At 70.4% G+C, this 24,220-nt stretch carries 24 protein-coding genes; 14 read left to right on the top strand and 10 right to left on the bottom strand.

What is annotated here, in order from left to right; all coding sequences use genetic code 11:
- Positions 1 to 44: 44 nt before the first annotated feature.
- Positions 45 to 1,073, top strand: a complete 1,029-nt coding sequence (locus tag A4U64_RS08040) for a CobW family GTP-binding protein (RefSeq protein WP_044476173.1) — start codon at positions 45 to 47, stop codon at positions 1,071 to 1,073.
- A 24-nt stretch (positions 1,074 to 1,097) separates the two neighbouring features.
- On the opposite strand, the gene A4U64_RS08045 is transcribed toward A4U64_RS08040, so the two are convergent.
- The 4 genes from A4U64_RS08045 to A4U64_RS08060 all read right to left on the bottom strand — a co-directional run bounded on the left by A4U64_RS08045 (position 1,098) and on the right by A4U64_RS08060 (position 5,433).
- Positions 1,098 to 2,528, bottom strand: coding sequence for a DEAD/DEAH box helicase (locus tag A4U64_RS08045; protein WP_065922425.1), 1,431 nt, complete (start codon positions 2,526 to 2,528; stop codon positions 1,098 to 1,100).
- Positions 2,529 to 2,703: 175 nt separating this feature from the next.
- Positions 2,704 to 3,150 (bottom strand): molybdenum cofactor biosynthesis protein MoaE, encoded by a 447-nt coding sequence (locus A4U64_RS08050; RefSeq protein ID WP_043798868.1) that lies wholly within the window; start codon positions 3,148 to 3,150, stop codon positions 2,704 to 2,706.
- Positions 3,143 to 4,189 (bottom strand): bifunctional molybdenum cofactor biosynthesis protein MoaC/MoaB, encoded by a 1,047-nt coding sequence (moaCB, locus tag A4U64_RS08055; RefSeq protein ID WP_006940573.1) that lies wholly within the window; start codon positions 4,187 to 4,189, stop codon positions 3,143 to 3,145. The genes A4U64_RS08050 and moaCB overlap by 8 nt, the downstream gene beginning before the upstream one ends.
- Entirely contained in the window at positions 4,186 to 5,433 is a 1,248-nt protein-coding gene (locus A4U64_RS08060) for a molybdopterin molybdotransferase MoeA (RefSeq protein WP_065922426.1), read from the bottom strand. The genes moaCB and A4U64_RS08060 overlap by 4 nt, the downstream gene beginning before the upstream one ends.
- Before the next feature lie 120 nt (positions 5,434 to 5,553).
- Between A4U64_RS08060 and moaA the strand changes: the two genes are divergently transcribed.
- Entirely contained in the window at positions 5,554 to 6,615 is a 1,062-nt protein-coding gene (gene moaA, locus A4U64_RS08065) for a GTP 3',8-cyclase MoaA (RefSeq protein WP_065922427.1), read from the top strand.
- On the top strand, positions 6,608 to 6,868 hold the full coding sequence (locus A4U64_RS08070) for a MoaD/ThiS family protein (RefSeq protein WP_006940570.1): 261 nt from the start codon (positions 6,608 to 6,610) through the stop codon (positions 6,866 to 6,868). Before moaA ends, A4U64_RS08070 begins: the two co-directional genes overlap by 8 nt.
- Positions 6,869 to 7,006: 138 nt before the next feature.
- Here A4U64_RS08070 and nadE read toward each other — a convergent pair whose 3' ends face one another.
- Complete coding sequence (gene nadE, locus A4U64_RS08075; RefSeq protein WP_065922428.1) at positions 7,007 to 7,846, bottom strand: ammonia-dependent NAD(+) synthetase; 840 nt, start codon at positions 7,844 to 7,846, stop codon at positions 7,007 to 7,009.
- Between the two features lie 75 nt (positions 7,847 to 7,921).
- Here nadE and A4U64_RS08080 point away from each other — a divergent pair, with 75 nt between their 5' ends.
- Both A4U64_RS08080 and A4U64_RS08085 read left to right on the top strand, forming a co-directional pair.
- Positions 7,922 to 8,695, top strand: coding sequence for a fructosamine kinase family protein (locus tag A4U64_RS08080; protein ID WP_065922429.1), 774 nt, complete (start codon positions 7,922 to 7,924; stop codon positions 8,693 to 8,695).
- Entirely contained in the window at positions 8,692 to 9,240 is a 549-nt protein-coding gene (locus A4U64_RS08085; protein WP_006940567.1) for a nucleosidase, read from the top strand. Before A4U64_RS08080 ends, A4U64_RS08085 begins: the two co-directional genes overlap by 4 nt.
- Positions 9,241 to 9,255: 15 nt before the next feature.
- Here the strand turns inward: A4U64_RS08085 and A4U64_RS08090 are convergent, their stop codons facing one another.
- Together A4U64_RS08090 and A4U64_RS08095 are read right to left on the bottom strand one after the other, a co-directional pair.
- On the bottom strand, positions 9,256 to 10,047 hold the full coding sequence (locus A4U64_RS08090) for an META domain-containing protein (RefSeq protein ID WP_029544491.1): 792 nt from the start codon (positions 10,045 to 10,047) through the stop codon (positions 9,256 to 9,258).
- Between the two features lie 5 nt (positions 10,048 to 10,052).
- The gene (locus A4U64_RS08095) at positions 10,053 to 10,682 is read right to left on the bottom strand and encodes a TetR/AcrR family transcriptional regulator (protein ID WP_006940565.1); all 630 of its coding nucleotides are present in this window, start codon (positions 10,680 to 10,682) and stop codon (positions 10,053 to 10,055) included.
- An 88-nt stretch (positions 10,683 to 10,770) separates the two neighbouring features.
- Between A4U64_RS08095 and A4U64_RS08100 the strand changes: the two genes are divergently transcribed.
- The 8 genes from A4U64_RS08100 to nrdF all read left to right on the top strand — a co-directional run bounded on the left by A4U64_RS08100 (position 10,771) and on the right by nrdF (position 19,358).
- Positions 10,771 to 11,331, top strand: coding sequence for an NAD(P)H-dependent oxidoreductase (locus tag A4U64_RS08100; RefSeq protein ID WP_006940564.1), 561 nt, complete (start codon positions 10,771 to 10,773; stop codon positions 11,329 to 11,331).
- Between the two features lie 140 nt (positions 11,332 to 11,471).
- Positions 11,472 to 12,020, top strand: a complete 549-nt coding sequence (locus A4U64_RS08105; RefSeq protein ID WP_006940562.1) for a 2Fe-2S iron-sulfur cluster-binding protein — start codon at positions 11,472 to 11,474, stop codon at positions 12,018 to 12,020.
- Positions 12,017 to 13,006: an FAD binding domain-containing protein gene (locus A4U64_RS08110; protein ID WP_029544485.1), complete on the top strand. Its 990-nt coding sequence runs from the start codon at positions 12,017 to 12,019 to the stop codon at positions 13,004 to 13,006. The genes A4U64_RS08105 and A4U64_RS08110 overlap by 4 nt, the downstream gene beginning before the upstream one ends.
- Positions 13,003 to 15,114, top strand: a complete 2,112-nt coding sequence (locus A4U64_RS08115) for a xanthine dehydrogenase family protein molybdopterin-binding subunit (RefSeq protein WP_029544483.1) — start codon at positions 13,003 to 13,005, stop codon at positions 15,112 to 15,114. The genes A4U64_RS08110 and A4U64_RS08115 overlap by 4 nt, the downstream gene beginning before the upstream one ends.
- Before the next feature lie 197 nt (positions 15,115 to 15,311).
- Positions 15,312 to 15,542 (top strand): redoxin NrdH, encoded by a 231-nt coding sequence (locus tag A4U64_RS08120; RefSeq protein ID WP_006940556.1) that lies wholly within the window; start codon positions 15,312 to 15,314, stop codon positions 15,540 to 15,542.
- A 69-nt stretch (positions 15,543 to 15,611) separates the two neighbouring features.
- Positions 15,612 to 16,040, top strand: coding sequence for a class Ib ribonucleoside-diphosphate reductase assembly flavoprotein NrdI (gene nrdI, locus A4U64_RS08125; RefSeq protein WP_006940545.1), 429 nt, complete (start codon positions 15,612 to 15,614; stop codon positions 16,038 to 16,040).
- Positions 16,041 to 16,224: 184 nt separating this feature from the next.
- A complete protein-coding gene (gene nrdE / locus A4U64_RS08130; protein WP_206530652.1) occupies positions 16,225 to 18,306 on the top strand; it encodes a class 1b ribonucleoside-diphosphate reductase subunit alpha in 2,082 nt (693 codons plus the stop codon).
- Positions 18,307 to 18,350: 44 nt separating this feature from the next.
- Positions 18,351 to 19,358 carry a class 1b ribonucleoside-diphosphate reductase subunit beta gene (gene nrdF, locus A4U64_RS08135; RefSeq protein ID WP_043798885.1) on the top strand — a complete coding sequence of 336 codons (1,008 nt, stop codon included), beginning with the start codon at positions 18,351 to 18,353 and terminating at the stop codon, positions 19,356 to 19,358.
- 95 nt (positions 19,359 to 19,453) lie between these two features.
- On the opposite strand, the gene A4U64_RS08140 is transcribed toward nrdF, so the two are convergent.
- The 3 genes from A4U64_RS08140 to A4U64_RS08150 are packed head-to-tail and all read right to left on the bottom strand — an operon-like array spanning position 19,454 to position 22,045.
- Positions 19,454 to 19,930 carry an NUDIX hydrolase gene (locus A4U64_RS08140; protein ID WP_065922430.1) on the bottom strand — a complete coding sequence of 159 codons (477 nt, stop codon included), beginning with the start codon at positions 19,928 to 19,930 and terminating at the stop codon, positions 19,454 to 19,456.
- A 29-nt stretch (positions 19,931 to 19,959) separates the two neighbouring features.
- Positions 19,960 to 21,021: an ABC transporter substrate-binding protein gene (locus tag A4U64_RS08145; RefSeq protein ID WP_065922431.1), complete on the bottom strand. Its 1,062-nt coding sequence runs from the start codon at positions 21,019 to 21,021 to the stop codon at positions 19,960 to 19,962.
- Positions 21,022 to 21,052: 31 nt separating this feature from the next.
- A complete protein-coding gene (locus A4U64_RS08150) occupies positions 21,053 to 22,045 on the bottom strand; it encodes an ABC transporter substrate-binding protein (protein WP_065922432.1) in 993 nt (330 codons plus the stop codon).
- A gap of 259 nt (positions 22,046 to 22,304) precedes the next feature.
- On the opposite strand from A4U64_RS08150, the gene ctaD reads away from it, so the two are divergent.
- Entirely contained in the window at positions 22,305 to 24,059 is a 1,755-nt protein-coding gene (gene ctaD, locus A4U64_RS08155; protein ID WP_075288606.1) for an aa3-type cytochrome oxidase subunit I, read from the top strand.
- The last annotated feature ends 161 nt before the right edge of the window (positions 24,060 to 24,220 follow it).

The following is a 24,220-nucleotide window of genomic DNA, read 5'->3' on the forward strand; positions in this document are numbered from 1 at the left end:
CCCGTCCCGGACCGGCCGGCGGGACGCACCGCTAGGCTCGCCTCATGGCGAACAAGCGGATCCCCGTGGTGATCGTCGCAGGATTCCTGGGCTCCGGGAAGACCACCCTGCTCAATCACCTGCTGCGCAACAACCGCGGCGCGCGAATCGGCGTGATCGTCAACGACTTCGGCTCGGTCAACATCGACTCGATGATGGTCGCCGGGCAGGTCGACTCCATGGTCTCGCTGAGCAACGGCTGCCTGTGCTGCGCCGTCGACGTCGCCGACATGGACGCGATGCTCGACCGGCTCGCGCACCGTACCTCCGGCATCGACGTCATCGTCGTCGAAGCCAGCGGACTCGCCGAGCCGCGCAACATGATCCGGCTCGTCGTCGGCTCGGGCAACGAATACGTGGGTTACGGCGGTCTCGTCCTCGTCGTCGATGCCGCCGAGTTCGGCACCGTCCGGGACCGGCATCCCGAACTCGATCAGCACGTCGCGCTCGCGGACCTCGTGCTGCTCAACAAGACCGACCGCATCGACGGCGACGCCCACGACGAGTTGCTCGAACTGCTGTGCCGCCTCAACGACCGCGCCGCGATCGTGTCCACCGTGCACGGGCGCATCGACCCGGCGTTGCTGTTCGACATCCCCGAACGCCCCGAGCCGCAACCCGGCGAACAACTCAGCCTCGACCGGTTGCTGTACGAGGAACACGACGAGGACGGAGACCACACGCACCTGCACGACGGCTACGAAGCCGTCGACTTCGAGTCCCCCGTCCCGCTGCACCCGCGTGCCCTCGTCGACTTCCTCGAGGACCAGCCGGCCGGGGTGTTCCGCATCAAGGGGTACGTCCACGTCGTCGCCGGGGGACGCACGCGCACCTACCTGCTGCACACCGTCGGCGACCACATCCGCTTCGACCCCGTCCGGCGCACGGGCGACGTCCCTGCCACCACCCGGCTCGTCGTGATCGGCGCCGATCTGGACCCCGAGGCGGTACGCGCCCGGCTCGCCGAATGTGTCCCGACCGAACCGGTGCCGGCAGACGCGATGCTGGCCGTGCACCGGTTCACCCCGCGCTGAGCGGGTCCGGAAGCGGGGACCTACCTACCGTGCGGCGGTCGCCGACGTGTGATTCGGGCGACGCCGGCGCCCCCCGGCCTGGCCGGCGCGTTCCTGCCGGGCCGCCGGCTGCTCCTGCCGCGACGCGCCCTGCTTCCGGGCGGCCCCGCCGCCGTGCTGCCGGGCGGCCCCGCCGCCGTGCTGCCGGGCGCCGCGCTGAGCGGCGGCCCCGCTGCCGCTGCGCCGGGCCGGCCGTCGCGATCCACCGCCGGACGGGGCCGGTGCGGCCTGCTTGACCGACGGGCTCACGTGCGGGGCGATCTCGCCGACCAGGTCCAGCACGTGCTCCGACTTCGCCGTCACCCGCACCGGAGTGACCTTGATCGCGGCCTTGCGCATGATGACGGCCAGATCCTTGCGCTGCTCGGGCAGCACCACGGTCACGACGTCGCCGGTGCTCCCGGCGCGGGCCGTACGGCCCGAACGGTGCAGGTACGCCTTGTGCTCGGCCGGCGGGTCGACGTGCACCACCAGTTCCACGTCGTCGACGTGGACGCCGCGGGCCGCGACGTCGGTGGCCACGAGCACACGCGCCTCACCGGAGGAGAACGCCGCGAGGTTGCGGTCGCGCGCGTTCTGCGACAGGTTGCCGTGCAGATCGACCGCCGGGATGCCGGACTCGGTGAGCTGACGGGCGAGCTTGCGGGCCTGATGCTTGGTGCGCATGAACAGGATTCGCCGGCCCGTACCGGACGCCAGGGTCCGCACGAGGTCCTTCTTCGTGTCGGCGTTGTCGACGTCGAACACGTGATGGGTCATCGCCGCCACCGGGGAGTGCGCCTCGTCGACCGAGTGCAGCACCTCGTTGCGCAGGAACCGCTTGACGAGCTTGTCGACGCCGTTGTCCAGCGTGGCCGAGAACAGCAGGCGCTGACCGTCCTTGGGGGTCGCGTTCATGATGCGCGTCACGCCGGGCAGGAAGCCGAGATCGGCCATGTGGTCCGCCTCGTCGAGCACGGTGATCTCCACCGCGTCGAGCGTGACGAACTTCTGCCGCATCAGGTCCTCGAGGCGGCCCGGGCAGGCGATCACGATGTCCACGCCGCGGCGCAGCGCGTCGACCTGCCGGTTCTGCGACACTCCGCCGAAGATGGTGGTCACCCGCAGCCCGGCGACCCGCGCGAGGGGCTCGACGACCGCGGCGATCTGCGTGGCCAGCTCGCGGGTGGGAGCCAGCACCAGCCCACGCGGGCGGCCGGCCTCGCGGGTGGCGCGGCCGGCCAGGCGCGCGGCGAGCGGAATGGAGAACGCCAGCGTCTTGCCACTGCCCGTGCGGCCCCGGCCGAGCACGTCACGGCCGGCCAGCGTGTCGGGCAGCGTGTCGACCTGGATCGGGAACGGGCTCGTGATGCCGCTGTCGCCCAGGGAGGCCACCAGGGTCCGGGGGACGCCGAGGTCGGAGAAGGAAACGGTCATAGGTACAGAACTGCCTTTCGATGCAGCGTGCACGCACCCCGAGACGATCTCGGAGGGCGCAGTGGATCGCCGCAAGGAAAGCCGATGCCGGTATTGCATGCGGAACCGGGCACGATCCCGGCCCGCCGGTATCCCACGACGGTGAGCATCGTCGTGATGCCCGAACTACCGCAGCCTACCCCACGCCGGGATGCTCGTCGGCGCACGCGTCGAGGCCGACCCACTCGGACAGACCGTCCTCGAATCGCTGCCGCTTCCAGATGGGGACCTCGCGTTTGATGCGTTCGACCAGTTCGGCGCACACAGCGAAGGCTTCGGCCCGGTGCGGTGCCGCCACCGCCGCCACCAGCGCGAGATCGCCGATGGTGAGATCGCCCACTCTGTGGACCGCGGCGACCGGCAGTCCCGACTCCGCCGCCACCTGTTCGCAACAGCGACGCAGGAATCGCTCCGCCTCGGGGTGCGCCCGGTACTCGAGCGCGCTCACCGCGCGCCCGCCGTCGTGGTTGCGCACCACCCCGCTGAACAGCACCACCGCCCCGTGCTGGGGGCCGGCGACCGCGGCGTCCACCGACGCCGGGTCGAGCGGCTCGGCCGAGATCCGTGCCAGCAGCTCATTCATGCGCGCCTCCTCCGGCGACCTGGGCCAGCAGGTGGCCGAGAATCGGCTCGAGCACCGCCAGCCCGTCCTTCACGCCACCCGGTGAGCCGGGCAGATTGACCACCACCGTGCGGCCCACCAGCCCGGCCACGCCGCGTGACAGCGAGGCGTGCGGGGTGGCCTGCAGGCCGCGCAGGCGGATGGCCTCGGCGACCCCCGGCAGCTCGCGGTCCAGCAGCGCCAGCGTCGCCTCCGGGGTCGCGTCCGTGGGGGAGGCGCCGGTCCCGCCGGTGGAGATCACCAGGGCCGGGTCGCCGGCGAGCGCGTCCTCGAGGCCCCACGCGATGTCCGCGTCGGCATACACCAGAGGACCCCGCACCGTGAAGCCGCGCGCCTCGAGAAAGTCCGCGATCAGCGGGCCCGTCCTGTCCTCCCGCGTACCGGCAGCCACACCCGTGGACGCGACGAGCACCGTCGCCGGCACGCCGGCCTGCTCCAGGATGTCGTCCTCGTCCGGCGTGACGGTCTCGTCCTCCGCCGGTGCGGCGGTCTCCGCCTCGTCGCGCTGCCAGTGCCCGCGTTTGCCGCCCTCCTTCGAGACCAACCGCACTCCGTTCAGCACCGCGGCGGGGTCGACGGCCTTGACCATGTCGTGCAACGTCAGCCCGGCCACCGCGACGGCGGTGAGGGCCTCCATCTCGACGCCTGTGGGGCCCTTCGTCTTTGCCGTCGCCTCGATCGTGATCGCGGTGTCGGTGAACCCGAAGGTGACCTTCACCGACGACAGCGCCAACTGGTGGCACAGCGGAATCAGCTCCCACGTGCGCTTGGCCGCCGCGATCCCGGCGATCCGCGCGGTGGCGAGCACGTCCGCCTTGGGCATGTCGTCGGCCCGCACCAGCGACACCACCTCCGCGGTGGTGACGAGTTCGCCGGCGGCGACCGCGACGCGGGCGGTGTCGGCCTTGCCGGACACGTCGACCATGCGGGCGCGGCCCCGGTCGTCGAGGTGACTCAGGGCCCCGCCGTCGGGCGGGGTGAGGTCGTGCGGTTCGGTCATAGCGGTAGTACCTTCACGAGTTCTCCGGGTTCGAGGTCCGAGGTGTCGGCAGGGATGTCGAGCAGTACGTCCGCGGTGGCCATCGCGGCGATCAGGTGGGACCCGGCGCCGGGGATCGCCACCACGGCGCCGCCGTCGCGGCGAGCGCGCAGGAACTGGCGCTTGCCCGGCACGGAGCTGAGACCTGTTGACAGAGGCCGGGTCTCGGGCTCGACGGCGGGCAGCCCCGCGGCGGCCCGCAGTACCGGCCGGGCGAACACCTCGAACGAGACCAGCGCGCTGACCGGATTGCCGGGGAAGGTCAGCACCGGCACGGAATCCACCAGTGCCGTGCCCTGCGGACCGCCCGGCTGCATCGCCACCGACACGAATTCGGCCCCTCGCGGGCCGAGCACGTCCTTGACGACCTCGAAGTCGCCCTTCGACACCCCGCCCGAGGTGAACACCACCTCGGCGACGGAGGCGGCGCGAGCGAGTTTCGCCGCGAACACCTCCGCATCGTCGCCGCTGCGATCCACCGAGACCACCAGCGCCCCGTTGGCGGCCGCGCTGGCGGCCAGGGCCGGCCCGTTCGAGTCGTGGATCTTGCCCGGGGCGAGAACGCTTCCTCCGGGCACCAGTTCGCTGCCGGTCGAGATCACCGCCACGCGCGGCCGAGTCCGGACGGACACGTGGGTCAGGCCGACGGCGGCGAGCGCCGCGACGTGCCGGGCCGCGACGACGGTGCCCGCGGGCAGCAGCGTGCGACCGCGGTGGATGTCGCTGCCGCGCTCGCGCACGTATGCCCCCGGTTCGGGCAGCGTGCACACCGTGACCCGGAGTCCCCGCCCCTCGGCCGCGGTGTCCTCGACCGGCACGGTGTCCTCGACCGGCACGGTGTCCTCGACCGGCACGGTGTCCTCGACGGGAACGACGGCGTCGGCACCGGTGGGCAGTGGCGCGCCGGTCATGATCTTGGTGGCGGTCCCGGGCACGTGCGCGACGACCCCGTCGCCGGCCGCGAGGACGGCACGCACGGGCAGGGTCGCGGGCGCCGCGGTGAGCGAGGCCGTGTCGACCGCGTAGCCGTCCATCTGCGAATTGCGGAAGGTGGGAAGGTCGATCGGAGCGACGACCTCCTCGGCCAGCACCCGGCCGAGCGCTTCGAGCAGCGGCACCGGTTCGGTACCGCGGATCAGCAACGGGGAGAGCAACGTCGCCACGTGTCGCGCATGCTCCTCCACCGACCGCCTGCCGCCCGCCATGGGCCAATCCTAGGCACATCGCTCGCGGCGCCGTGCGTCCTCGTCCGGGTCGTGGTTTCTGCTCCTCCCGCACGACGGGGCCCGCGACGGCATACTGAGGGTCATGAGGACGGAGGCCCGATGACCGCGGTGCACGTGGGGATCCCGGCGGTGCGCCCTGCCGCTGTCGACGACGTCTCCGACCGGCCCGACACTCCCGAACTGCTGGACCGGTTCGGGCGTGTCGCGCGCGACCTGCGGGTGTCGATCACCGAGAAGTGCTCGCTGCGCTGCACGTACTGCATGCCCGAGGAGGGGCTGCCGGCGATCCCGCGCGAGCTGCTGCTCAGCGCCGACGAGATCGTGCGGCTCGTGGCCGTCGCGGTGCACCGGCTCGGGGTCCGGGAGGTGCGCTTCACCGGCGGGGAGCCGCTCATGCGGCGGGACCTCGAGCAGATCGTCGCCGGGTGTGCGCGCGCCGTCCCCGGCATCCCGCTGGCGGTGACGACCAACGCGGTGGGACTCGCCCATCGCGCCCGGGCGCTGGCGGAGGCGGGCCTGACCCGGGTCAACATCTCCCTGGACTCGGTCGACCGCGCGCGGTTCGCCCGGCTGACCCGGCGCGATCGGCTGGATTCGGTGCTCGACGGGATCCGCGCGGCCAAGGCGGCCGGGTTCGCGCCGGTGAAGGTCAACGCGGTGCTCATGCCGCAGACCCTCGACGGGGCCGCGGACCTGCTGGCCTGGTGCCTCGACGAGGGCGTGCAGCTGCGGTTCATCGAGCAGATGCCGCTCGACGCCGACCACGAGTGGGCCCGGGCGAACATGGTGCCCGCGCAGCGGCTGCTCGACGTGCTCTCCGCCCGCTTCGCCCTCACCGAGGTCGGCCGCGAGGACCCGTCGGCGCCGGCCGAACGCTGGGCGGTCGACGGCGGGCCCGCGACGGTCGGCATCATCGCGTCGGTGACCCGGTCGTTCTGCTCGGACTGCGACCGCACCCGCCTGACGTCGGAGGGCACCGTGCGCTCGTGCCTGTTCAGCGACCGGGAGACCGACCTGCGGGCGGCGCTGCGCGGCGGCGCGAACGACGACGAGCTCGCCGCGCTGTGGCGTGGTGCAATGTGGAACAAGTGGGCCGGACACGGCATCGACGCGGCGGACTTCACCCCGCCGCAGCGCAGCATGGGAGCTATCGGTGGGTGAGACCGTGACGGGCATCGAGGTGCGGTATTTCGCGGCGGCGGCGGACGCGGCCGGAGTGGAGAAGGAGACGGTGGCGCTGGCGCCGTCGGTGGATCTGGGCACCCTCAAGACCGCCCTGATCGACCGTCACGGCGCCGAGATGGCGCGGGTGTTGTCGGTGGCCGCGTTCCTCATCGACTCCGAACTCACCCGCGACCTCGGACGCGCCGCCGGACCTACGGTCGACGTCCTCCCGCCGTTCGCCGGCGGCTGACGGGATCAGGCCCGGCCGCCGGGCTGAGCGGATCGGCCCGGCCGCCGGGCTGAGCGGATCGGCCCGGCCGCCGGGCTGAGCGGATCGGCCCGGCCGCCGGGCTGAGCGGATCGGCCCGGCCGCCGGGCGGGGTGGCTGTCAGCGCCACCAGGTGTCGAACGGCGACACCGGCACCGTCCGCTTGTGCCGGGTGTTCAGGAACGTCCGCTCGAGCTTCTCGGCCAGCTCCGGGGTGACGTCCTTGCCCTCGAGGTAGTCGTCGATCTCCGCGTAGGTCATACCCAGGGCCACCTCGTCCGGAAGGGCCGGCCGGTCCTCCTCGAGATCCGCGGTCGGCACCTTCTGCCAGGTGCTGTCGGGAGCCCCGAGTTCGCGCAGCAGCGCTGCGCCCTGCCGCTTCGTCAGGCCGGCGAGCGGGGTCAGGTCCACCCCGCCGTCGCCGTGCTTGGTGAAGAACCCGGTCACCGCCTCGGCGGCGTGGTCCGTCCCGACCACCAGGTAGCCGAGCTCGCCGGCGATCGCGTACTGCAGGATCATCCGCTCGCGGGCCTTGATGTTGCCCCGCACGAAGTCGCTCAGCTGCGATCCGTTGCCGTAGATCTCGTGCATGGCCTGCCCGACCTCGGCGGCCGAGGCGTCGGCACCGGGCTTGACGTTGATCCGCAACGAGCGGTCGGGACCGATGAACCCCAGCGCGACCTGCGCGTCGTGCTCGTCGGCCTGCTCGCCGTAGGGCAGCCGCACCGCGACGAACTCGGCCTCGCGGCCCTCGGCCCGCAGCTCCTCCGCCGCGAGCTGGGCGAGCCGGCCGGCGAGGGTGCTGTCCTGACCGCCGCTGATGCCGAGAACGAACCCCTTGGCGGGGGTCGACACGACGTAGTCCTTCAGGAACTGCACGCGGGACCGGACCTCCGCCCGGGGGTCGATCGTCGGCCGGACGCCGAGTTCCTCGATGATCTGCTCGCGAAGGTTCGCCATATTCCGAACCCTAGCGGGACGCCCGACGGTCTGCTCGGGTGACATGCGCGGCGCGCCGCGGGCACACTCGTGGCGATGAGCAGCGACGTCTTCCGCAAGCACCGGGCCGGGGCTCACCCCGACTTCTTCCGCGCCGAGGCCGCCGGGCTGGCCTGGCTCGCTGACGCCGGCATGCCCGTTGCCGGTGTCCGCGACGTCGGGGTGGACCACATCGACCTCGAGCGGTTGACCGAGGCGGCCCCCACCGCCGCGGCGGCTCGGGAGTTCGGCGCTCGCCTGGCGCGTATGCACGCCGCGGGCGCCGCCGGATTCGGTTGCGCACCGGACGGATTCGACGGCCAGCTGTTCATCGGCAAGCGGCCGATGAGTAGCACGGTCCACGCGAGCTGGGGCGAGTTCTACGTGGTGGAACGGGTCGAGCCGTTCCTGCGGATCGCGGTGGACGCCGGCAGCGTCACCGCCGCGCAGCTGCCCGACGTCGAGCGGGCCTGCGCGCGCGTCGCCGCCGGGGAGTTCGACGACGGTGCACCCCCCGCCCGCCTGCACGGCGACCTGTGGAACGGCAACGTGCTGTGGACCGCCGCGGGGGTGGTGCTGATCGACCCGGCGGCGCACGGCGGTCATCGCGAGACGGACCTGGCGATGCTGGCACTGTTCGGCTGCCCCCGGCTCGACGAGATCGTCGCGGCCTACGACGCCACGTGCCCGCTGCGTTCCGGATGGCGCGAGCGCGTGCCGATGCACCAGCTGCATCCGCTGGCGGTGCACGCGGCGGGCTACGGTGCGGGGTACGGGCGGGCGCTGCACCGGGCGGCGCTCGCGACCCTCGCGCTGGGAGAGAAGAGTTGACCGAGATCCTCGTCGTCGCCGCCACGAAGTCCGAGGCAGCGCACGTGCCGGCGCACTACGAGACGGTGATCACCGGCATCGGCAAGGTGCACGCGGCCGTCGCGGTGACCGAGGCGCTGGCGCGGCACCGGCGCGGGACCCCGCCGGTGGTGGTCAACATCGGGACCGCCGGGGCGCTACACCTGCACCACGGCGGCCTCTACGTCCCCTCGGCGGTGATCAATCACGACATCAGCAGCGAGGTGCTGCGCAGCCTCGGCTACCCGGTCGAGGACGTGCTCGAACTCGACGACGGGGACGGGACGGTGCTCGCCACGGGCGATTCCTTCGTCTCGGACGCGCAGGTGCGTGACGCGCTCGCCGCCCGCGCCGACCTCGTCGACATGGAGGGCTTCGCGGTCGCGCTCGCCGCATCCCGCATGGGCGCGCAGTGCCGGCTCGTCAAGCACGTGAGCGACCACGCCGACGAGACCGCCCTGGACTGGCCGGCCAAGGTCGATGCCAGTGCCCGCGCACTCGCGCAGTGGCTGGTCGAGCGGTACTGAGCCGAAGCCGGCTCGTCAGCGGGCGGTGTATCCGAGACCGGTGACACCGTCGGCGGCGGTCAGCCGCATCGCCGCACCCTCGACCGTGTACCGCACCTCGCCGGACAGCACTCCCAGGACGGCCGACTCGATCCGCGCGAGCTCCGGGTCGGGGCACGCCGCGCGGGTGGTGGCCAGCGGCCCGAACGTGACCACGGTGTCTCCGACGGTGGCGGTACCGGTGAACCGGTTGCAGCCGGTGCTGCCCGAGACCGTGCCGTCGCCGGCGACGGTCAGGGTGGGCGCGGCGTCCTCGAGGGCGCGGGAGGTCGACACCGCGTCGGCCGTGACGAGTTCGGTGAGCACCCAGTGCGTGTCCACGACGGGACGGTCGGGGTCGGCGACCGTGCGGTCGAGCAGTGAGACGGACACTTCGCCGCCGTCGAGGGTGAGTACGTCGCCGTCGAGACGCCAGCGCGGTTCCGACGCCAGCAGATCGGACAGCCAGGTGTCGGCGCGGTCGAGCGGCGGCGGGCACGACATGAGAGTGCTGCCGAGCCGATCGGCGCGCAGCACGCCGTCACCGAGTTCCACCGACCCGAACGAACGGTTGCAGCCGGCGGTGGCGGCGATCCGGCCCGCATCGGGGAACTCCACGACCAGTGGGCCGCCGCCGGGAATCTGCGGGCCCGACACGGCGGTTGAGACGAACGCCCGCCCCACGAGCACGGCCGGGTCCTGGGGCGGGGCGGCGGCGCCGTCGCCCGCGCAGGCGGCCGTCGTCGCGGCCAGCGCGAGGAGAATCGAGAGCCCGAGAGTCCGCCGCATGCCGGTCACGGTACCGCCCGCCCGGCGGCGGGCGGCGCCGTGACGACGCGGCGGGCCAGGTCCGCCCACCCGTCGGCGAGCCGGTCGAGCGAGAACCCCAGATCGCGCCACTGATGCAGGACCAGGGTGGCCTCGAGCGGGGCGAACAGGGCCTGGGCCAGCAGCGGGAGGTCGCCGTCGACACCCGCAGCGCGAAGCAGGACCTCGATGTGGGTCAGGCTGACGGCCCGTGCCGGGGCATTGAACCGGGCCTCGGCGGAACTCTCCGCGGCGCGGAGCACCTCGCCCTGCACCTCCACGAGACGGATGCGGGCACGACCGAACGCGACGAGCCGGTCGACGGGATCGGCGCCGGGTCCGAGCGGCGGGGGACCGGTGAGGAACTGCTGCTGCAGGGCCTGTTCGGAATGGTCGAGCAGGGCGCGCATGAGTCCCGCACGGGAGCCGAAGCGGCGGAAGACGGTGCCCTTGCCGACCCCGGCGCGCGCGGCCACGGCGTCCATCGTGACCGCGTCGACGCCGCGTTCGGCGACGAGGAGCGAGGCCGCCTCGAGGAGCCGGCGCCGGTTGCGGGCCGCGTCGCACCGTTCGACGCCCTCGTCCCCGACCAGCGGCAGCAGCGGAATGTTCACCACGTCACAGTACCGCCCGGGAATGGAAGTGGACCGCGGTCCGTTTAGAGTGGAGTCAGACCCGGACACCCGAACCGAAGGAAACACCCCCATGTCCCAGACCCGCGTTCTCGCTCTCGTCGGCAGCCTGCGCTCCGCCTCCGTCAACCGCCGCCTCGCCGAGACCGCGGCCGCCGTCGCGCCGCAGGGCGTCGAGGTCTCCGTGTACGAAGGCCTCGGCGAGGTGCCCTTCTACAACGAGGACCTCGACGGCGAGACCGGCGCGCCCGTCGCCGCCGGGGCGCTGCGCGTCGCGGCGAGCGAGGCCGACGCCCTCCTGCTCGTCACCCCCGAGTACAACGGCACCATCCCCGCCGTGCTCAAGAACGCCATCGACTGGCTCTCCCGCCCGTACGGCGCCGGCGCCCTGGCCGGCAAGCCCGTCGCCGTCATCAGCGCCTCGCCCAGCGGCAACGGCGCGAAGTGGGCGCTCGAGGAGACCGTCAAGGCGCTCGGCATCGCCGGCAGCCGGACGGGCCTGCAGCTGTCCATCGGCGGCACCATCGACAAGTTCGGCGACGCCCACCCCAAGGAGAACGCCGAGGTCGCCGAGCAGATCTCCGCGCTGCTCGCCCAGCTCGCCGACGCCCGCCGGGAACTCGTCGACGCCTGAGCCGGCCGCACACCGAACGGCCCCGGACCACGCCAGGTCCGGGGCCGTCACCGTCCGTACCCCATTCGCGCCCGCAGCCGTGATTGCCGGGGCATGCTGCGGGGAATACCTCGCCAGTCCCCACCGCGACGGAGGAGCCCATGGCGCACGAGAGCGACAGTCCCGGCGAACACGAGCACACGATCACCCTGCGCGTCGACGGCCGTGAGCGCCGCTGCACCGTCGACGTGCGCACCACGCTCCTCGATGCCCTGCGCGACCGGCTCGGGATCTACTCCCCGAAGAAGGGCTGCGACCACGGCCAGTGCGGCGCGTGCACGGTCCTGCTCGACTCCCGGCGCATCGTGAGCTGCCTGTCGCTCGCGGTCGCCCACGACGGCGCCGACGTCGTCACCGCCGCCGGCATCGCGGACGACGGTCCCTCGCACCTGCCCCAGGCGTTCGTCGAATGCGACGCCTTCCAGTGCGGCTACTGCACACCGGGCCAGATCTGCTCCGCCGTCGGGATGTTCGACGAGGCCGCCAAGGGTTCCCCGAGCCACGTCACCGCGGACCTCACACAGGACCCGGAACTGACCGACGACGAGATCCGCGAACGCATGAGCGGAAACCTGTGCCGCTGCGCGGCCTACCCCAACATCGTCGAAGCGCTCCGCCACGTCGCGCGCGGGGAGGGGCACTGCTCGTGAAGACGTTCCGCTACGAGACGCCTGCCGATCCCGCCGCCGCGGTCGCCGCGGTCGCCGGCCACCCGGGTGCCGCCTTCCTCGCCGGCGGCACGAACCTGGTGGACCACCTCAAGCTCGGCGTCACCGCGCCCGACGTCCTCGTCGACGTCTCCCGCCTGTCGCTCGACATCGTGGAGGAGACCGCCGAAGGCGGGCTGCGCGTCGGCGCCAACGTGCGCAACAGCGACCTGGCCGCCCACCCGATCGTCCGCCGCCGGTACCCGGTCCTGGCCCGGGCCCTGCTGGCCGGCGCCTCCCCGCAGCTGCGCAACATGGCCACCACCGCCGGCAATCTGCTCCAGCGCACCCGCTGCGTGTACTTCCGGGACCCGTCGACCCCGTGCAACAAGCGCACCCCGGGCAGCGGCTGCACCGCGATCGGTGGCTACACCCGCTACCACGCCATCCTCGGCGCCTCCGAACAGTGCGTCGCCACCCACCCGTCGGATATGGCGGTGGCGCTGCTCGCGCTCGACGCCCAGGTGACGGTGCTCGGATCGCAGGGGGAGCGGTGCATCCCCGTCGAGCAGCTCTACCGGCTTCCCGGCGAAAGCCCCGAGTACGACACGGTGCTCGAGCGCGACGAGCTGATCCTGGACGTCGAGATCCCGGCGCCCGAAGGCGCCGTCTCGACGTACCGCAAGGTGCGCGACCGGGCGTCGTACGCGTTCGCGCTCGTCTCGGTGGCGGCGGACCTGACGGTCGCCGACGGCGTCGTCACCGGATGCCGCATCGCCCTCGGCGGCGTCGCGCACCGGCCGTGGCGCGCCCATCGCGCCGAGCACGTCCTGCTGGGGAGCGCCCCCGGTGACGGCGTCTTCGCTGCGGCCGCCGACGCGGAACTCGCCGATGCCCGGCCCCTCGACGGCAACGAGTTCAAGGTGCCGCTGCTGCGCCGCACCCTCGTCTCGGTACTGCGTGAACTCACCTCGGAGGCAGTCGCATGACCCACTCGGCCCAGCGCCCGATCGGCACGTCGACGCCGCGGGTGGACGGCCCGCAGAAGGTGGCCGGAACCGCGCCCTACGCGTACGAGCATCCGGTCGACGACCCGGCCTACCTCGTCCCGGTCACGGCAACCGTGGCGCGGGGAACGGTGACCCGCATCGAGACCGCGGAGGCGGAGGCCCTGCCCGGCGTGCTCGTCGTTCTCACCCCGTGGAGTGCCCCCCGCCTGGCGGACACCTCGGAGGCCGAGTACGCGGTCCTGCAGAGCCCGGACGTCGCCTTCCGGGGGCAGATCGTCGCCGCCGTGGTCGCCGAGACGCCCGAGATCGCGCGACACGCAAGCGAACTGGTCCGGGTGGAGTACGAGTCCGCGCCGCACGACGTCGCGTTCCGGCACGACCACCCGCGCAGCTATGCCCCGGAACAGGCCAACGGCGGATATCCGACCGACACGGAACAGGGCGATGCCGCAGCGGCCGAGGCCGCGGAGCGCGACGGCGTCGTGGTCGACGGCTGGTATTCCACCCCGGAGGAGCACAACAACCCCCTCGAACCGCACACGGTCGTGGCCGAGTGGTCCGGCGAGTCGTTGACGTTGTACGACTCCACGCAGAGCGCCCACGGCGTCGTCTCCACGCTGGCTCCCGTGCTCGGTCTGCGCCCCCAGCAGATGCGGGTGATCAGTCCCTACGTCGGGGGTGGTTTCGGGTCCAAGGGGGCGCCGCACGCGCACGACGTCGTGGCGGCGATGGCGGCGCGCCTGCTGCCCGGTCGGGCGGTCAAGTTCGCCGTGTCCCGGCAGGACATGTTCGGGTACGTCGGCTACCGGCCGCCCACCGTCTCGCACGTCCGCCTCGTCGCGAGCCGGGAAGGGCGTCTCGAAGCCATGGTGCACGAGGCCTTCTCGCAGTCCTCGCACGTGCGCGAGTACGCGGAGCAGACGGCGGTGTCGTCACGGGGGATGTACGCCTCGCCGTATCGGCGCACCTCGCACCGCATCGTCGCGCTCGACGTGCCCGCGCCCTACTGGATGCGTGCGCCGGGGGAGGCCCCCGGGATGTTCGCCGGCGAGGTCGCGATGGACGAGCTGGCGGTGGCGTGCGGCATGGACCCGATCGAACTGCGGGTCCGCAACGACCCGCCCGCCGATCCCGAGTCCGGCCGGCCCTGGTCCTCGCGCCGGCTGGTGGAGTGCCTGCGGGAGGGGAGTCGCAGTTTCGGCTGGGACGCCGCCGACCGCACGCCCGGCACCCGCCGCGACGGCCGGTGGCTCGTGGGGACCGGAGTGGCCGCGGCGAGCTACCCGCACCTGGTCAACCCCGGCACCGAGGTCGCGGTCCGGCACGACGGCGACGGGCGCTTCACCGTCCGCACCGGCGCCGCGGACATCGGGACCGGAGCATGGACCACGCTCACCCTCGTCGCGGCCGACGCGCTCGGCTGCCGGCCCGAGGACATCCATCTCGAGATCGGTGACTCGGCCCTGCCGAACGCCACCGTCGCCGGCGGATCCTCCGGTACCTCGTCGTGGGGCACCGCGATCGTCGCCGCGGCCCACGCGTTCCGCAAGCGGCACGGGGATCGACCGGAGCCGGGTGCCGAGGCATCGGCGACGGCCGAGGAGAATCCCGCGCTCGAGCACTACCGCATCCAGTCGTTCGGCGCGCATTTCGCCGAGGTGCGGGTGGATGTCGACACGGGCGAGATCCGGGTGCCGAGGATGCTCGGCGTGTTCTCCGTGGGCCGGGTGGTCAACCCCCGCACCGCCCGTTCGCAGCTGATCGGCGGGATGTGCTTCGGCATCTCCATGGCCCTGCACGAGGAGAGCATCCGCGATCCCCGCACCGGCCACGTGGTCAACCACGACCTTGCGGAGTACCACATCCCCACCAATGCCGACGTCGGCGACGTGGACGCGACCTGGCTCGACGAGGACGACCTGCACGCCACACCGATGGGGTCGCGCGGGGTCGGGGAGATCGGCATCGTCGGCAGCGCCGCGGCGGTCGTCAATGCCCTCCGGCACGCCACCGGGGCGCGGGTGCGCCGGCTTCCGGTGCACCTCGAGGACGTGCTCCCGTACCTGCCCGACAGCCCCGCGCGGTGAATAACGACCTGGGAATATCACGGCTGTAACTCACAACATCTCGCGTTCTATGAATCTGTCGGCCACTAGGTGTAGTGTCTAGAGCGCTGGAAGGCTTGATCGTTTCCGGTCCCTCGGGGAAGCGGGATCGTGCTGGTACGACGGGCCTCGAGGCACTGCTGTGCAGTCAGTCGTCAGGTTGTCGAAAAGGGGAAACCATGAACATCACCGTCTACACCAAGCCTGCCTGCGTTCAGTGCAATGCCACCTACCGTGCCCTCGACAAGGCCGGTATCGAGTACGCCGTCGTCGACATCTCGGAGAACCCGGAAGCGCGGGACTTCGTGATGGCCCTCGGTTACCTGCAGGCCCCCGTGGTGGTCGCCGGTGACGAGCACTGGTCCGGCTTCCGCCCGGACCGGATCAAGGCCCTCGCCGTCGCCGCCTGACCCGTCGCGCGCCGACCCACCGCCCCTGCGGCCGGTCGCCGGACCCGAGCGAAGTGATGTGAGACATCCATGACCTCGTTGGTGTACTTCTCGAGCACATCGGAGAACACGCACCGATTCGTCCGGCGACTGGGGTTGCCGGCCACCCGGATTCCGCTGCACGACCGTGACGGCACCTTCGAGGTGCACGAGCCGTACGTGCTGATCCTGCCGACCTACGGCGGCGGCACCACCGCGACCGGCCGGGACACGAACTTCGTGCCCAAGCAGGTCATCCGGTTCCTCAACAATCCGCGCAACCGTGCGCTGATTCGCGGGGTCATCGCCGCCGGCAACACCAACTTCGGCGAATCCTATTGTTACGCCGGGGATGTGGTCTCCCAGAAGTGCAAGGTCCCGTACCTCTACCGGTTCGAACTGATGGGTACCGCCGAGGACGTCGAGCGCGTCCGCGAGGGCCTGGCACAGTTCTGGGCGCAGGCGTTGCAGTCGGCGTAACCGCGACCTCACCCACACTCGTCCACTCCATCAACGCTGCGTCACCGTCGGGGATACGGGTGCGCGGCGAACCCGTCTACTCACAGTGGGAGCAAGCACCGTGACCGTCACCGATGCCGCGCCGGCAGCGAGCGCCAAGATCGACGAATCCCTCAAGGGACTCGACTACCACGCGCTCAACGCGATGTTGAACCTCTACGGGCCCAACGGCGAGATCCAGTTCGACAAGGACGTCGCCGCCGCGCGCCAGTACTTCCTGCAGCACGTCAACCAGAACACGGTGTTCTTCCACAACCTCGAGGAGAAGCTCGACTACCTCGTGGAGGAGAACTACTACGAGCCCGAGGTGCTCGAGCAGTACTCCCGCCCGTTCGTCAAGCAGCTCTTCGAGCACGCCTACTCGAAGAAGTTCCGCTTCCCGACGTTCCTGGGTGCGTTCAAGTACTACACCTCGTACACGCTCAAGACGTTCGACGGCAAGCGCTACCTGGAGCGGTTCGAGGACCGCGTCTGCATGGTCGCCCTGACCCTGGCCGCCGGCGACGAGCAGCTCGCGACCCACCTCGTCGACGAGATCATCTCCGGCCGGTTCCAGCCCGCGACCCCGACGTTCCTCAACTCCGGCAAGAAGCAGCGCGGCGAGCCCGTCTCCTGCTTCCTGCTGCGCATCGAGGACAACATGGAGTCCATCGGCCGCTCGATCAACTCGGCACTGCAGCTGTCCAAGCGCGGAGGCGGGGTTGCGTTGCTGCTGAGCAACATCCGAGAGCACGGGGCGCCGATCAAGCAGATCGAGAACCAGTCCTCCGGCGTCATCCCGATCATGAAGCTGCTCGAGGACTCCTTCTCCTACGCCAACCAGCTCGGGGCCCGCCAGGGCGCCGGCGCGGTGTATCTGCACGCCCACCACCCCGACATCTACCGCTTCCTCGACACCAAGCGCGAGAACGCGGACGAGAAGATCCGCATCAAGACCCTCTCGCTGGGCATCGTCATCCCCGACATCACGTTCGAGCTGGCGAAGCGCAACGAGGACATGTACCTGTTCTCGCCGTACGACGTCGAGCGCATCTACGGTGTGCCGTTCGCCGACATCGACGTCACCGAGAAGTACTACGAGATGGTCGACGACAAGCGCATCCGCAAGTCGAAGATCAAGGCGCGCGAGTTCTTCCAGACGGTTGCGGAACTGCAGTTCGAGTCCGGCTACCCGTACATCATGTTCGAGGACACCGTCAACCGGGCCAATCCCATTCAGGGCAAGATCACCCACTCGAACCTGTGCTCGGAGATCCTGCAGGTCTCCACGCCGTCGACGTTCAACGAGGACCTGTCCTACAGCCATGTGGGCAAGGACATCTCGTGCAATCTCGGCTCGCTGAACATCGCCAAGGCGATGGACTCGCCGGACTTCGCGCACACCATCGAGGTGGCGATCCGGGCGCTGACCGCCGTGTCGGACCAGACCCACATCTACTCGGTGCCGTCGATCGAGCAGGGCAACAACGACTCCCACGCGATCGGCCTCGGACAGATGAACCTGCACGGCTACCTCGCCCGTGAGCGCATCTTCTACGGCTCCGAAGAGGGCGTCGACTTCACGAACATCTACTTCTACACCGTGCTGTTCCACGCGCTGCGCGCGTCGAACCGGCTCGCCATCGAGCGGGGCACGTACTTCAAGGGCTTCCCCGAGTCGAAGTATGCCTCGGGCGAGTTCTTCGACAAGTACACCGACCAGGTGTGGGAGCCGGCCACCGCCCGCGTGCGGCAGCTCTTCGCCGACGCCGACGTGGCGATTCCCACGCAGGACGACTGGCGTGCGCTGAAGGCGTCGGTCCAGGAGCACGGCATCTACAACCAGAACCTGCAGGCCGTGCCGCCGACCGGGTCGATCTCGTACATCAACAACTCCACCAGTTCCATCCACCCGGTGGCGTCGAAGATCGAGATCCGCAAGGAGGGCAAGATCGGCCGCGTCTACTACCCCGCTCCCTACCTGACCAACGACAACCTGGAGTACTTCCAGGACGCGTACGAGATCGGGTACGAGAAGATCATCGACACGTACGCGGCGGCCACCCAGCACGTCGACCAGGGCCTGTCGCTGACGTTGTTCTTCAAGGACACCGTCACCACCCGCGACGTGAACAAGGCGCAGATCTACGCCTGGCGCAAGGGAATCAAGACGCTGTACTACATCCGGCTGCGGCAGATGGCGCTCGAGGGCACCGAGGTCGAGGGCTGCGTCTCCTGCATGCTGTGACGAATCTTGCCGGTACACATCGAAACTCAGGTAGGGAAAGACAGATGACCTCCGCACCCCGCGCGCACTCGCCGGCCGACGGCGCCCACGTCAAACTGATCGACCGCGTCTCGGCGATCAACTGGAACCGCGTTCCGGACGAGAAGGACTCGGAGGTGTGGGACCGCCTCACCGGCAACTTCTGGTTGCCGGAGAAGGTCCCGGTGTCCAACGACATCCCGTCGTGGGGCACGCTCACCGAGTACGAGCAGGAACTGACCATGCGCGTGTTCACCGGTCTGACCCTGCTCGACACGATCCAGGGCACCGTCGGCGCGGTGTCGCTGATCCCGGACGCGGTGACCCCGCACGAGGAGGCGGTGCTCACCAACATCGCGTTCATGGAGTCGGTGCACGCCAAGTCGTACTCGAGCATCTTCTCGACGCTGTGCTCCACCCGCCAGATCGACGACGCGTTCCGCTGGTCGGAGGAGAACGACAACCTGCAGCGCAAGGCGCAGATCGTCCTCGACTACTACCAGGGCGACAGCCCGCTCAAGCGCAAGGCTGCCTCGACGCTGCTCGAGTCGTTCCTGTTCTACTCGGGCTTCTACCTGCCGATGTACTGGTCGTCGCGGGCGAAGCTGACCAACACCGCGGACATGATCCGGCTGATCATCCGCGACGAGGCCGTGCACGGCTACTACATCGGCTACAAGTACCAGCGCGGCCTCGAGCAGGTCACCCAGGCCGAGCGCGACGAGCTCAAGGACTGGGTCTTCGATCTGCTGTTCGAGCTGTACGACAACGAAACCCAGTACACCGCGGACCTCTACGACGAGGCCGGGCTCACCGAGGACGTCAAGAAGTTCCTGCGGTACAACGCCAACAAGGCCCTGATGAACCTCGGCTACGAGGCGCTGTTCCCCAAGGACGAGACCGACGTGAACCCGGCGATCCTGTCCGCGCTGTCCCCGAATGCCGACGAGAACCACGACTTCTTCTCCGGCTCGGGCAGCTCGTACGTGATCGGCAAGGCCGTCGTCACCGAGGACGAGGACTGGGACTTCTGACCCCACGGTCCACCTGTTGTGGCCGAATGTCACACGCGTTCGATCTGATCGAGCACGTGTGACATTCGGCCGTCAGGTGGGCGTCAGGCGCACCGTCAGGGGCGGCGGAACCACGCCTCCGGCACGTCCCGCAGCGCCTTCTCCAGGCGCAGCACCGACGTGGCGGTCATGTTCTGCGGCAACGAATCCGGCGCGAACCAGGCCACCTCGAGGTTCTCGTCGTCGGCGACGTGGGCCACGCCACCCGTCGGGCGCATCAGGAAGCACACGTCCAGGTACCGCGCGACGTCCCCGTTGGGATAGGTGATCGGAGCGGTCACGTCCACGCTCGTGAGCCGGACGATCTCGGCGTCGATGCCGGTCTCCTCCCGCACCTCGCGCACGGCCGCGACGGCGGGTTCCTCGCCGGGTTCCAGGATGCCCGAGACCACGGCCCACAGGCCGTTGTCCGCGCGACGGGTCAGCAGCACCCGTCCGTCGGGGTCGACGACGACGGCGCTGACGCCGGGCAGCCACAGCGGCGCGGGACCGACCTGTGCGCGCAGTTGCGCGACGAACTCCGGAATAGGCATGTCCCCGGGCGCCTTTCGACGAGGTCGACTCAGTTGGAATAGCCGTTGAGGGTGTTGCGCACATCCGTCAGGACGGCCTTCGCGGCCACCGGGCCGGGCGTGGACCACACCAGGTCGTCCACCGCGAACAGCCGGCTGTCGGTGACCGCCCCGAGCTCGAGCCACGCCTCGGAGTCCATCACCTCGCTGCCGTGCGCGACGCCGTCCTCGCCGGCGAAGCGGACGTAGATCAGGTCGCCCTCCGCGGCGGCCGGGTCGGCCTCGTCGAGCGGGGCGTCCGCGCGCCCGTCCTGCACACCGAACCGCTGTGCGGGCGGGCGCGCGGCGCCGGCGTCGGCGAGGACCTGTCCGGCGAACGAGGCGGTGCCCTCGACGACGGCGCCGTCGCCGGTGAACCGCACGATCGACGCCTGGGTCTGCGACGCGGTCACCGCCTTGCCGACGTCCGTCGCGGTCGCGCGGTAGTCGTCGAGCACGCGGCCGGCCGCTTGCGAGCGTCCGAGTGTTTCGCCGGCGCGGAGGAACTGCTGCCGCCAGAACACCGGGTCGGAGCCGACGAGCACCGTCGGCGCGACGGTGCCGAGCCGGCGGTAGAGCTCCGGGTCGGCGGACGAGCCGAGGATGAGGTCCGGCTCCACGCCGTCGATGAGCGCGACGTCGGGCGCCGATGTGGTGCCCACCGACGGCAGCGTCGCGATCCCCGTGCCCAGGTACTCGGCCCGGGCGACGTCGGTGGTCGTGCCGACCACCCGCTCCCACAGGCCCAGGGCGCACACCGCGTCCATCGCGGCGGCGTCGAGCACGACGATCCGCTGCGGGTCGGCGGGCACCTCGGAGACGCCGCCGGTGTGGATCACCGACCGGGTGCCGCCGGCGGGCTGCCCCGGGTCCGGGGGGCTGGGGAGCGCGCACGCGGTGGTCGTGTCGCGTTCGATCCCGACGACGGCCGCCCCGGCGATGCGGGTGGTGGTGCGCACGATGCTGCTCGCCGGATCGTCCGTCGCCTCCGCGCATCCCGCCAACCCGAGTGCCGCGACGGCGGCGAGGGCGACGGTGCACGTGACGGCGCGAGACCGGGACGCTGCGGGCATACGACCACTCCTGTCTAGGGGACGGTCCAGGTTAACTGGTGTGCGGATCGACCCCGAACGCCTCGGCGAGGTCGTCGAGGATCTCGTGCGCGCCCTGGATGGACACCGGCGTCATCCACAGGCTGTCGTCCACGTCCACCTTCCGGCCGCGCAGGTTCTGCCACAGCGGGTTGGAGAGGAACGGCTGCGCCGCCGCCTCGGACTTGCCCTCCCCGTCGCGGTACATGCTGACGAAGATCACATTCGCGTCCGCCTCGCCGATGAGTTCGGGGCTGATCGCGTTCATGATGCTGCTCGGATCGGCCGGGTCGGGTCCCTGGCTCGCGGGGCGGGCCAGGCCGGCGTCCTCGAGGACGATGCCGCTGAACGACGTGGTGCGGTAGAGGCGGGCGGTGGGCTCACCGGCGAAGCGGACCACCGAGACGGTGGGGTTGCCGGCTGTGGCGTTGATCTCGTCGCCGATGGCATTCGCCCGGGCCTCGTAGTCGGCGATCTTCTGTTCGGCGAGGTCCTCCTTGCCGAGGGCCCGCGCGGCGAGACGGATGTTGTCCTTCCACGTCGGCCCGGTGCTCTCGGAGAAGACCGTGGGCGCGATGGCGGAGAGCTTGTCGTAGTTCTCGCCGTCGCGCACGTCGGCGGACAGGATCAGGTCGGGGTGCAGCGCGGCGATCTTCTCCAGGCTCGCGTCGGAGACCGCACCGACGGAGGTGGCCTCGGCGGCGAACTGCCGGCGGCTGTCACCGAGGTAGTCGGGCAGTCCTTCGGTGCGGTAGTCGACGTAGCCGACGAGGTCGGACTCGAGCAGCAGCGTCGCGTCCGCGTAGCTGGTGTCGAGCGCGACGACCCGCAGCGGCTGGGACTCGACGGTGGTCGTTCCGCGGAAGTGCTCGACGGTGCGTGGGAAGCCCGCGGTGGCGGGGGTCTGCTCGGCCGTCTCGCCGGAGGAACAGCCCGCGAGCAGCACGGCCGCGGTCAGGGACGCCGCCAGGGCGGCGATGCCGCGGCGCAGGGGGAGGGGATACACGGTGGACCTCGTCTCTCGGGATCGCAAACAGTTAGGGAACGCTTACCTTAGTGTGCGGGCGAAACCGTGTGCTCGGTGAGGTGTGCCACGGCCCCGGGTTGCGTGGGTCACAGACCCCCGCCGGTATGCTCGACCGCCGAGTACGACACTGAGTAGGACCCGGTGAGCGTGCGGTGGTCGCACCGTCTACGATTCGATCAGCGCAAGCCAGAGAACGTTCGTCTCGCACTGCGAGTCGAGCGCGCAATCAGGAGGATTAGTGACTGCCGTAGCGCCCCAGCCAGTCCCGGAGATAGCTGCAGCGAGGCCGTACCCGCCGCGGCAGGGACCCAAGGGCTCGTTCTTCTACAAGATGATCACGACCACGGATCCCAAGATGCTCGGGATCATGTACATGGTCACCTCGTTCGCGTTCTTCCTCATCGGTGGCGTGATGGCTCTGCTCATCCGCACCGAGCTCGCGGTCCCGGGTCTGCAGTTCCTGTCGAACGAGCAGTACAACCAGCTGTTCACCATGCACGGCACGATCATGCTGCTGATGTACGCGACCCCGGTCGTGTTCGCCTTCGCGAACTACATCCTGCCGCTGCAGATCGGCGCGCCCGACGTCGCGTTCCCGCGTCTGAACTCGTTCAGCTACTGGCTGTACCTGTTCGGCGCGACGATCGTGACCGCCGGCTTCATCACCCCCGGTGGTGCGGCCGACTTCGGCTGGACTGCCTACAGCCCGCTCACCAGTGAGCTGCACTCGCCCGGCGTCGGTGGTGACTTCTGGGTCCTCGGCCTCGGCGTGATGGGTCTGGGCACCATCCTCGGTGCGGTCAACTTCATCACCACCGTCGTGTGCCTGCGCGCCCCCGGCATGACGATGTTCCGGATGCCCATCTTCACCTGGAACATCCTCATCACCAGCGTGCTCATCCTCCTGGCGTTCCCGCTGCTGACCGCCGCGTTCTTCGGCCTCTTCGTCGATCGCCACCTGGGCGGGCACATCTTCGATCCCGCCAACGGCGGCGTCATGCTGTGGCAGCACCTGTTCTGGTTCTTCGGCCACCCCGAGGTGTACATCATCGCGCTGCCGTTCTTCGGCATCGTCTCGGAGATCTTCCCGGTGTTCTCGCGCAAGCCGATCTTCGGCTACACCGGCCTGGTCTACGCGACCCTGGCCATCGCGGCGCTCTCGATCGCGGTGTGGGCGCACCACATGTACGCCACCGGCGCCGTGCTGCTGCCGTACTTCTCCTTCATGACGTTCCTGATCGCGGTGCCCACCGGCGTGAAGTTCTTCAACTGGATCGGCACCATGTGGAAGGGCCACCTGACGTTCGAGTCGCCGATGCTGTTCTCGGTCGGCTTCATCGTCACCTTCCTGTTCGGCGGCCTGTCCGGCGTCATCCTCGCCAGCCCGCCGCTCGACTTCCACGTGACGGACTCCTACTTCGTCATCGCGCACTTCCACTACGTGCTCTTCGGCACCATCGTGTTCGCCACCTACGCCGGCATCTACTTCTGGTTCCCGAAGATGACCGGACGCATGCTCGACGAGCGTCTCGCCAAGTGGCACTTCTGGCTGACCTTCCTCGGCTTCCACACCACGTTCCTGGTGCAGCACTGGCTGGGCAACGAGGGCATGCCGCGCCGCTACGCCGACTACCTGCCCTCGGACGGGTTCACCACCCTGAACATCATCTCGACCGTCGGTGCCTTCGTGCTCGGCGCCTCGACCCTGCCGTTCCTGTGGAACGTGTTCAAGAGCTACCGGTACGGCCAGGTCGTGACCGTCGACGACCCGTGGGGTTACGGCAACTCCCTCGAGTGGGCGACGAGCTGCCCGCCGCCGCGGCACAACTTCACCGAGCTGCCGCGCATCCGCTCCGAGCGCCCGGCGTTCGAGCTGCACTACCCCCACATGGTGGACCGCATCCGCGCCGAGGCGCACGTCGGTCCGGGCAGCAACAAGCACAACCATGTGGCGCTGAGCGAGGGTGCCGAGAGGACCCCCGCCGACCGCTGATCCGCACACCGGATCGACGCTTCCCGAGGCCCCGCCCGTCCCGACGGGCGGGGCCTCGCGCATTCTTCCGGGGTGGACCCCTGCTCGTTCGGCACCCCGTTCACCTGGCACAATGAGTGAGCATGTGCCGCGACGGACGAAGGATCGGAGACGTAGGTGGC

It is taken from the genome of Rhodococcus sp. WB1 (assembly GCF_001700945.1).
Classification (GTDB): Bacteria; Actinomycetota; Actinomycetes; order Mycobacteriales; family Mycobacteriaceae; genus Rhodococcus; species Rhodococcus aetherivorans.

Bases quoted from the DNA above. Each gene is read 5' to 3' on its own strand.
- A4U64_RS08090 (WP_029544491.1), bottom strand. From the start codon at position 10,047: ATGCGGCGGACTCTCGGGCTCTCGATTCTCCTCGCGCTGGCCGCGACG.
- A4U64_RS08050 (WP_043798868.1), bottom strand. From the start codon at position 3,150: ATGAATGAGCTGCTGGCACGGATCTCGGCCGAGCCGCTCGACCCGGCG.
- A4U64_RS08080 (WP_065922429.1), top strand. From the start codon at position 7,922: ATGAGCAGCGACGTCTTCCGCAAGCACCGGGCCGGGGCTCACCCCGAC.
- A4U64_RS08120 (WP_006940556.1), top strand. From the start codon at position 15,312: ATGAACATCACCGTCTACACCAAGCCTGCCTGCGTTCAGTGCAATGCC.
- A4U64_RS08115 (WP_029544483.1), top strand. From the start codon at position 13,003: ATGACCCACTCGGCCCAGCGCCCGATCGGCACGTCGACGCCGCGGGTG.
- nrdE (WP_206530652.1), top strand. From the start codon at position 16,225: ATGTTGAACCTCTACGGGCCCAACGGCGAGATCCAGTTCGACAAGGAC.
- nrdI (WP_006940545.1), top strand. From the start codon at position 15,612: ATGACCTCGTTGGTGTACTTCTCGAGCACATCGGAGAACACGCACCGA.
- A4U64_RS08040 (WP_044476173.1), top strand. From the start codon at position 45: ATGGCGAACAAGCGGATCCCCGTGGTGATCGTCGCAGGATTCCTGGGC.
- A4U64_RS08105 (WP_006940562.1), top strand. From the start codon at position 11,472: ATGGCGCACGAGAGCGACAGTCCCGGCGAACACGAGCACACGATCACC.
- A4U64_RS08145 (WP_065922431.1), bottom strand. From the start codon at position 21,021: ATGCCCGCAGCGTCCCGGTCTCGCGCCGTCACGTGCACCGTCGCCCTC.
- nadE (WP_065922428.1), bottom strand. From the start codon at position 7,846: ATGGCGAACCTTCGCGAGCAGATCATCGAGGAACTCGGCGTCCGGCCG.
- A4U64_RS08140 (WP_065922430.1), bottom strand. From the start codon at position 19,930: ATGCCTATTCCGGAGTTCGTCGCGCAACTGCGCGCACAGGTCGGTCCC.
- nrdF (WP_043798885.1), top strand. From the start codon at position 18,351: ATGACCTCCGCACCCCGCGCGCACTCGCCGGCCGACGGCGCCCACGTC.
- A4U64_RS08045 (WP_065922425.1), bottom strand. From the start codon at position 2,528: ATGACCGTTTCCTTCTCCGACCTCGGCGTCCCCCGGACCCTGGTGGCC.
- A4U64_RS08100 (WP_006940564.1), top strand. From the start codon at position 10,771: ATGTCCCAGACCCGCGTTCTCGCTCTCGTCGGCAGCCTGCGCTCCGCC.
- A4U64_RS08060 (WP_065922426.1), bottom strand. From the start codon at position 5,433: ATGGCGGGCGGCAGGCGGTCGGTGGAGGAGCATGCGCGACACGTGGCG.
- moaA (WP_065922427.1), top strand. From the start codon at position 5,554: ATGACCGCGGTGCACGTGGGGATCCCGGCGGTGCGCCCTGCCGCTGTC.
- moaCB (WP_006940573.1), bottom strand. From the start codon at position 4,189: ATGACCGAACCGCACGACCTCACCCCGCCCGACGGCGGGGCCCTGAGT.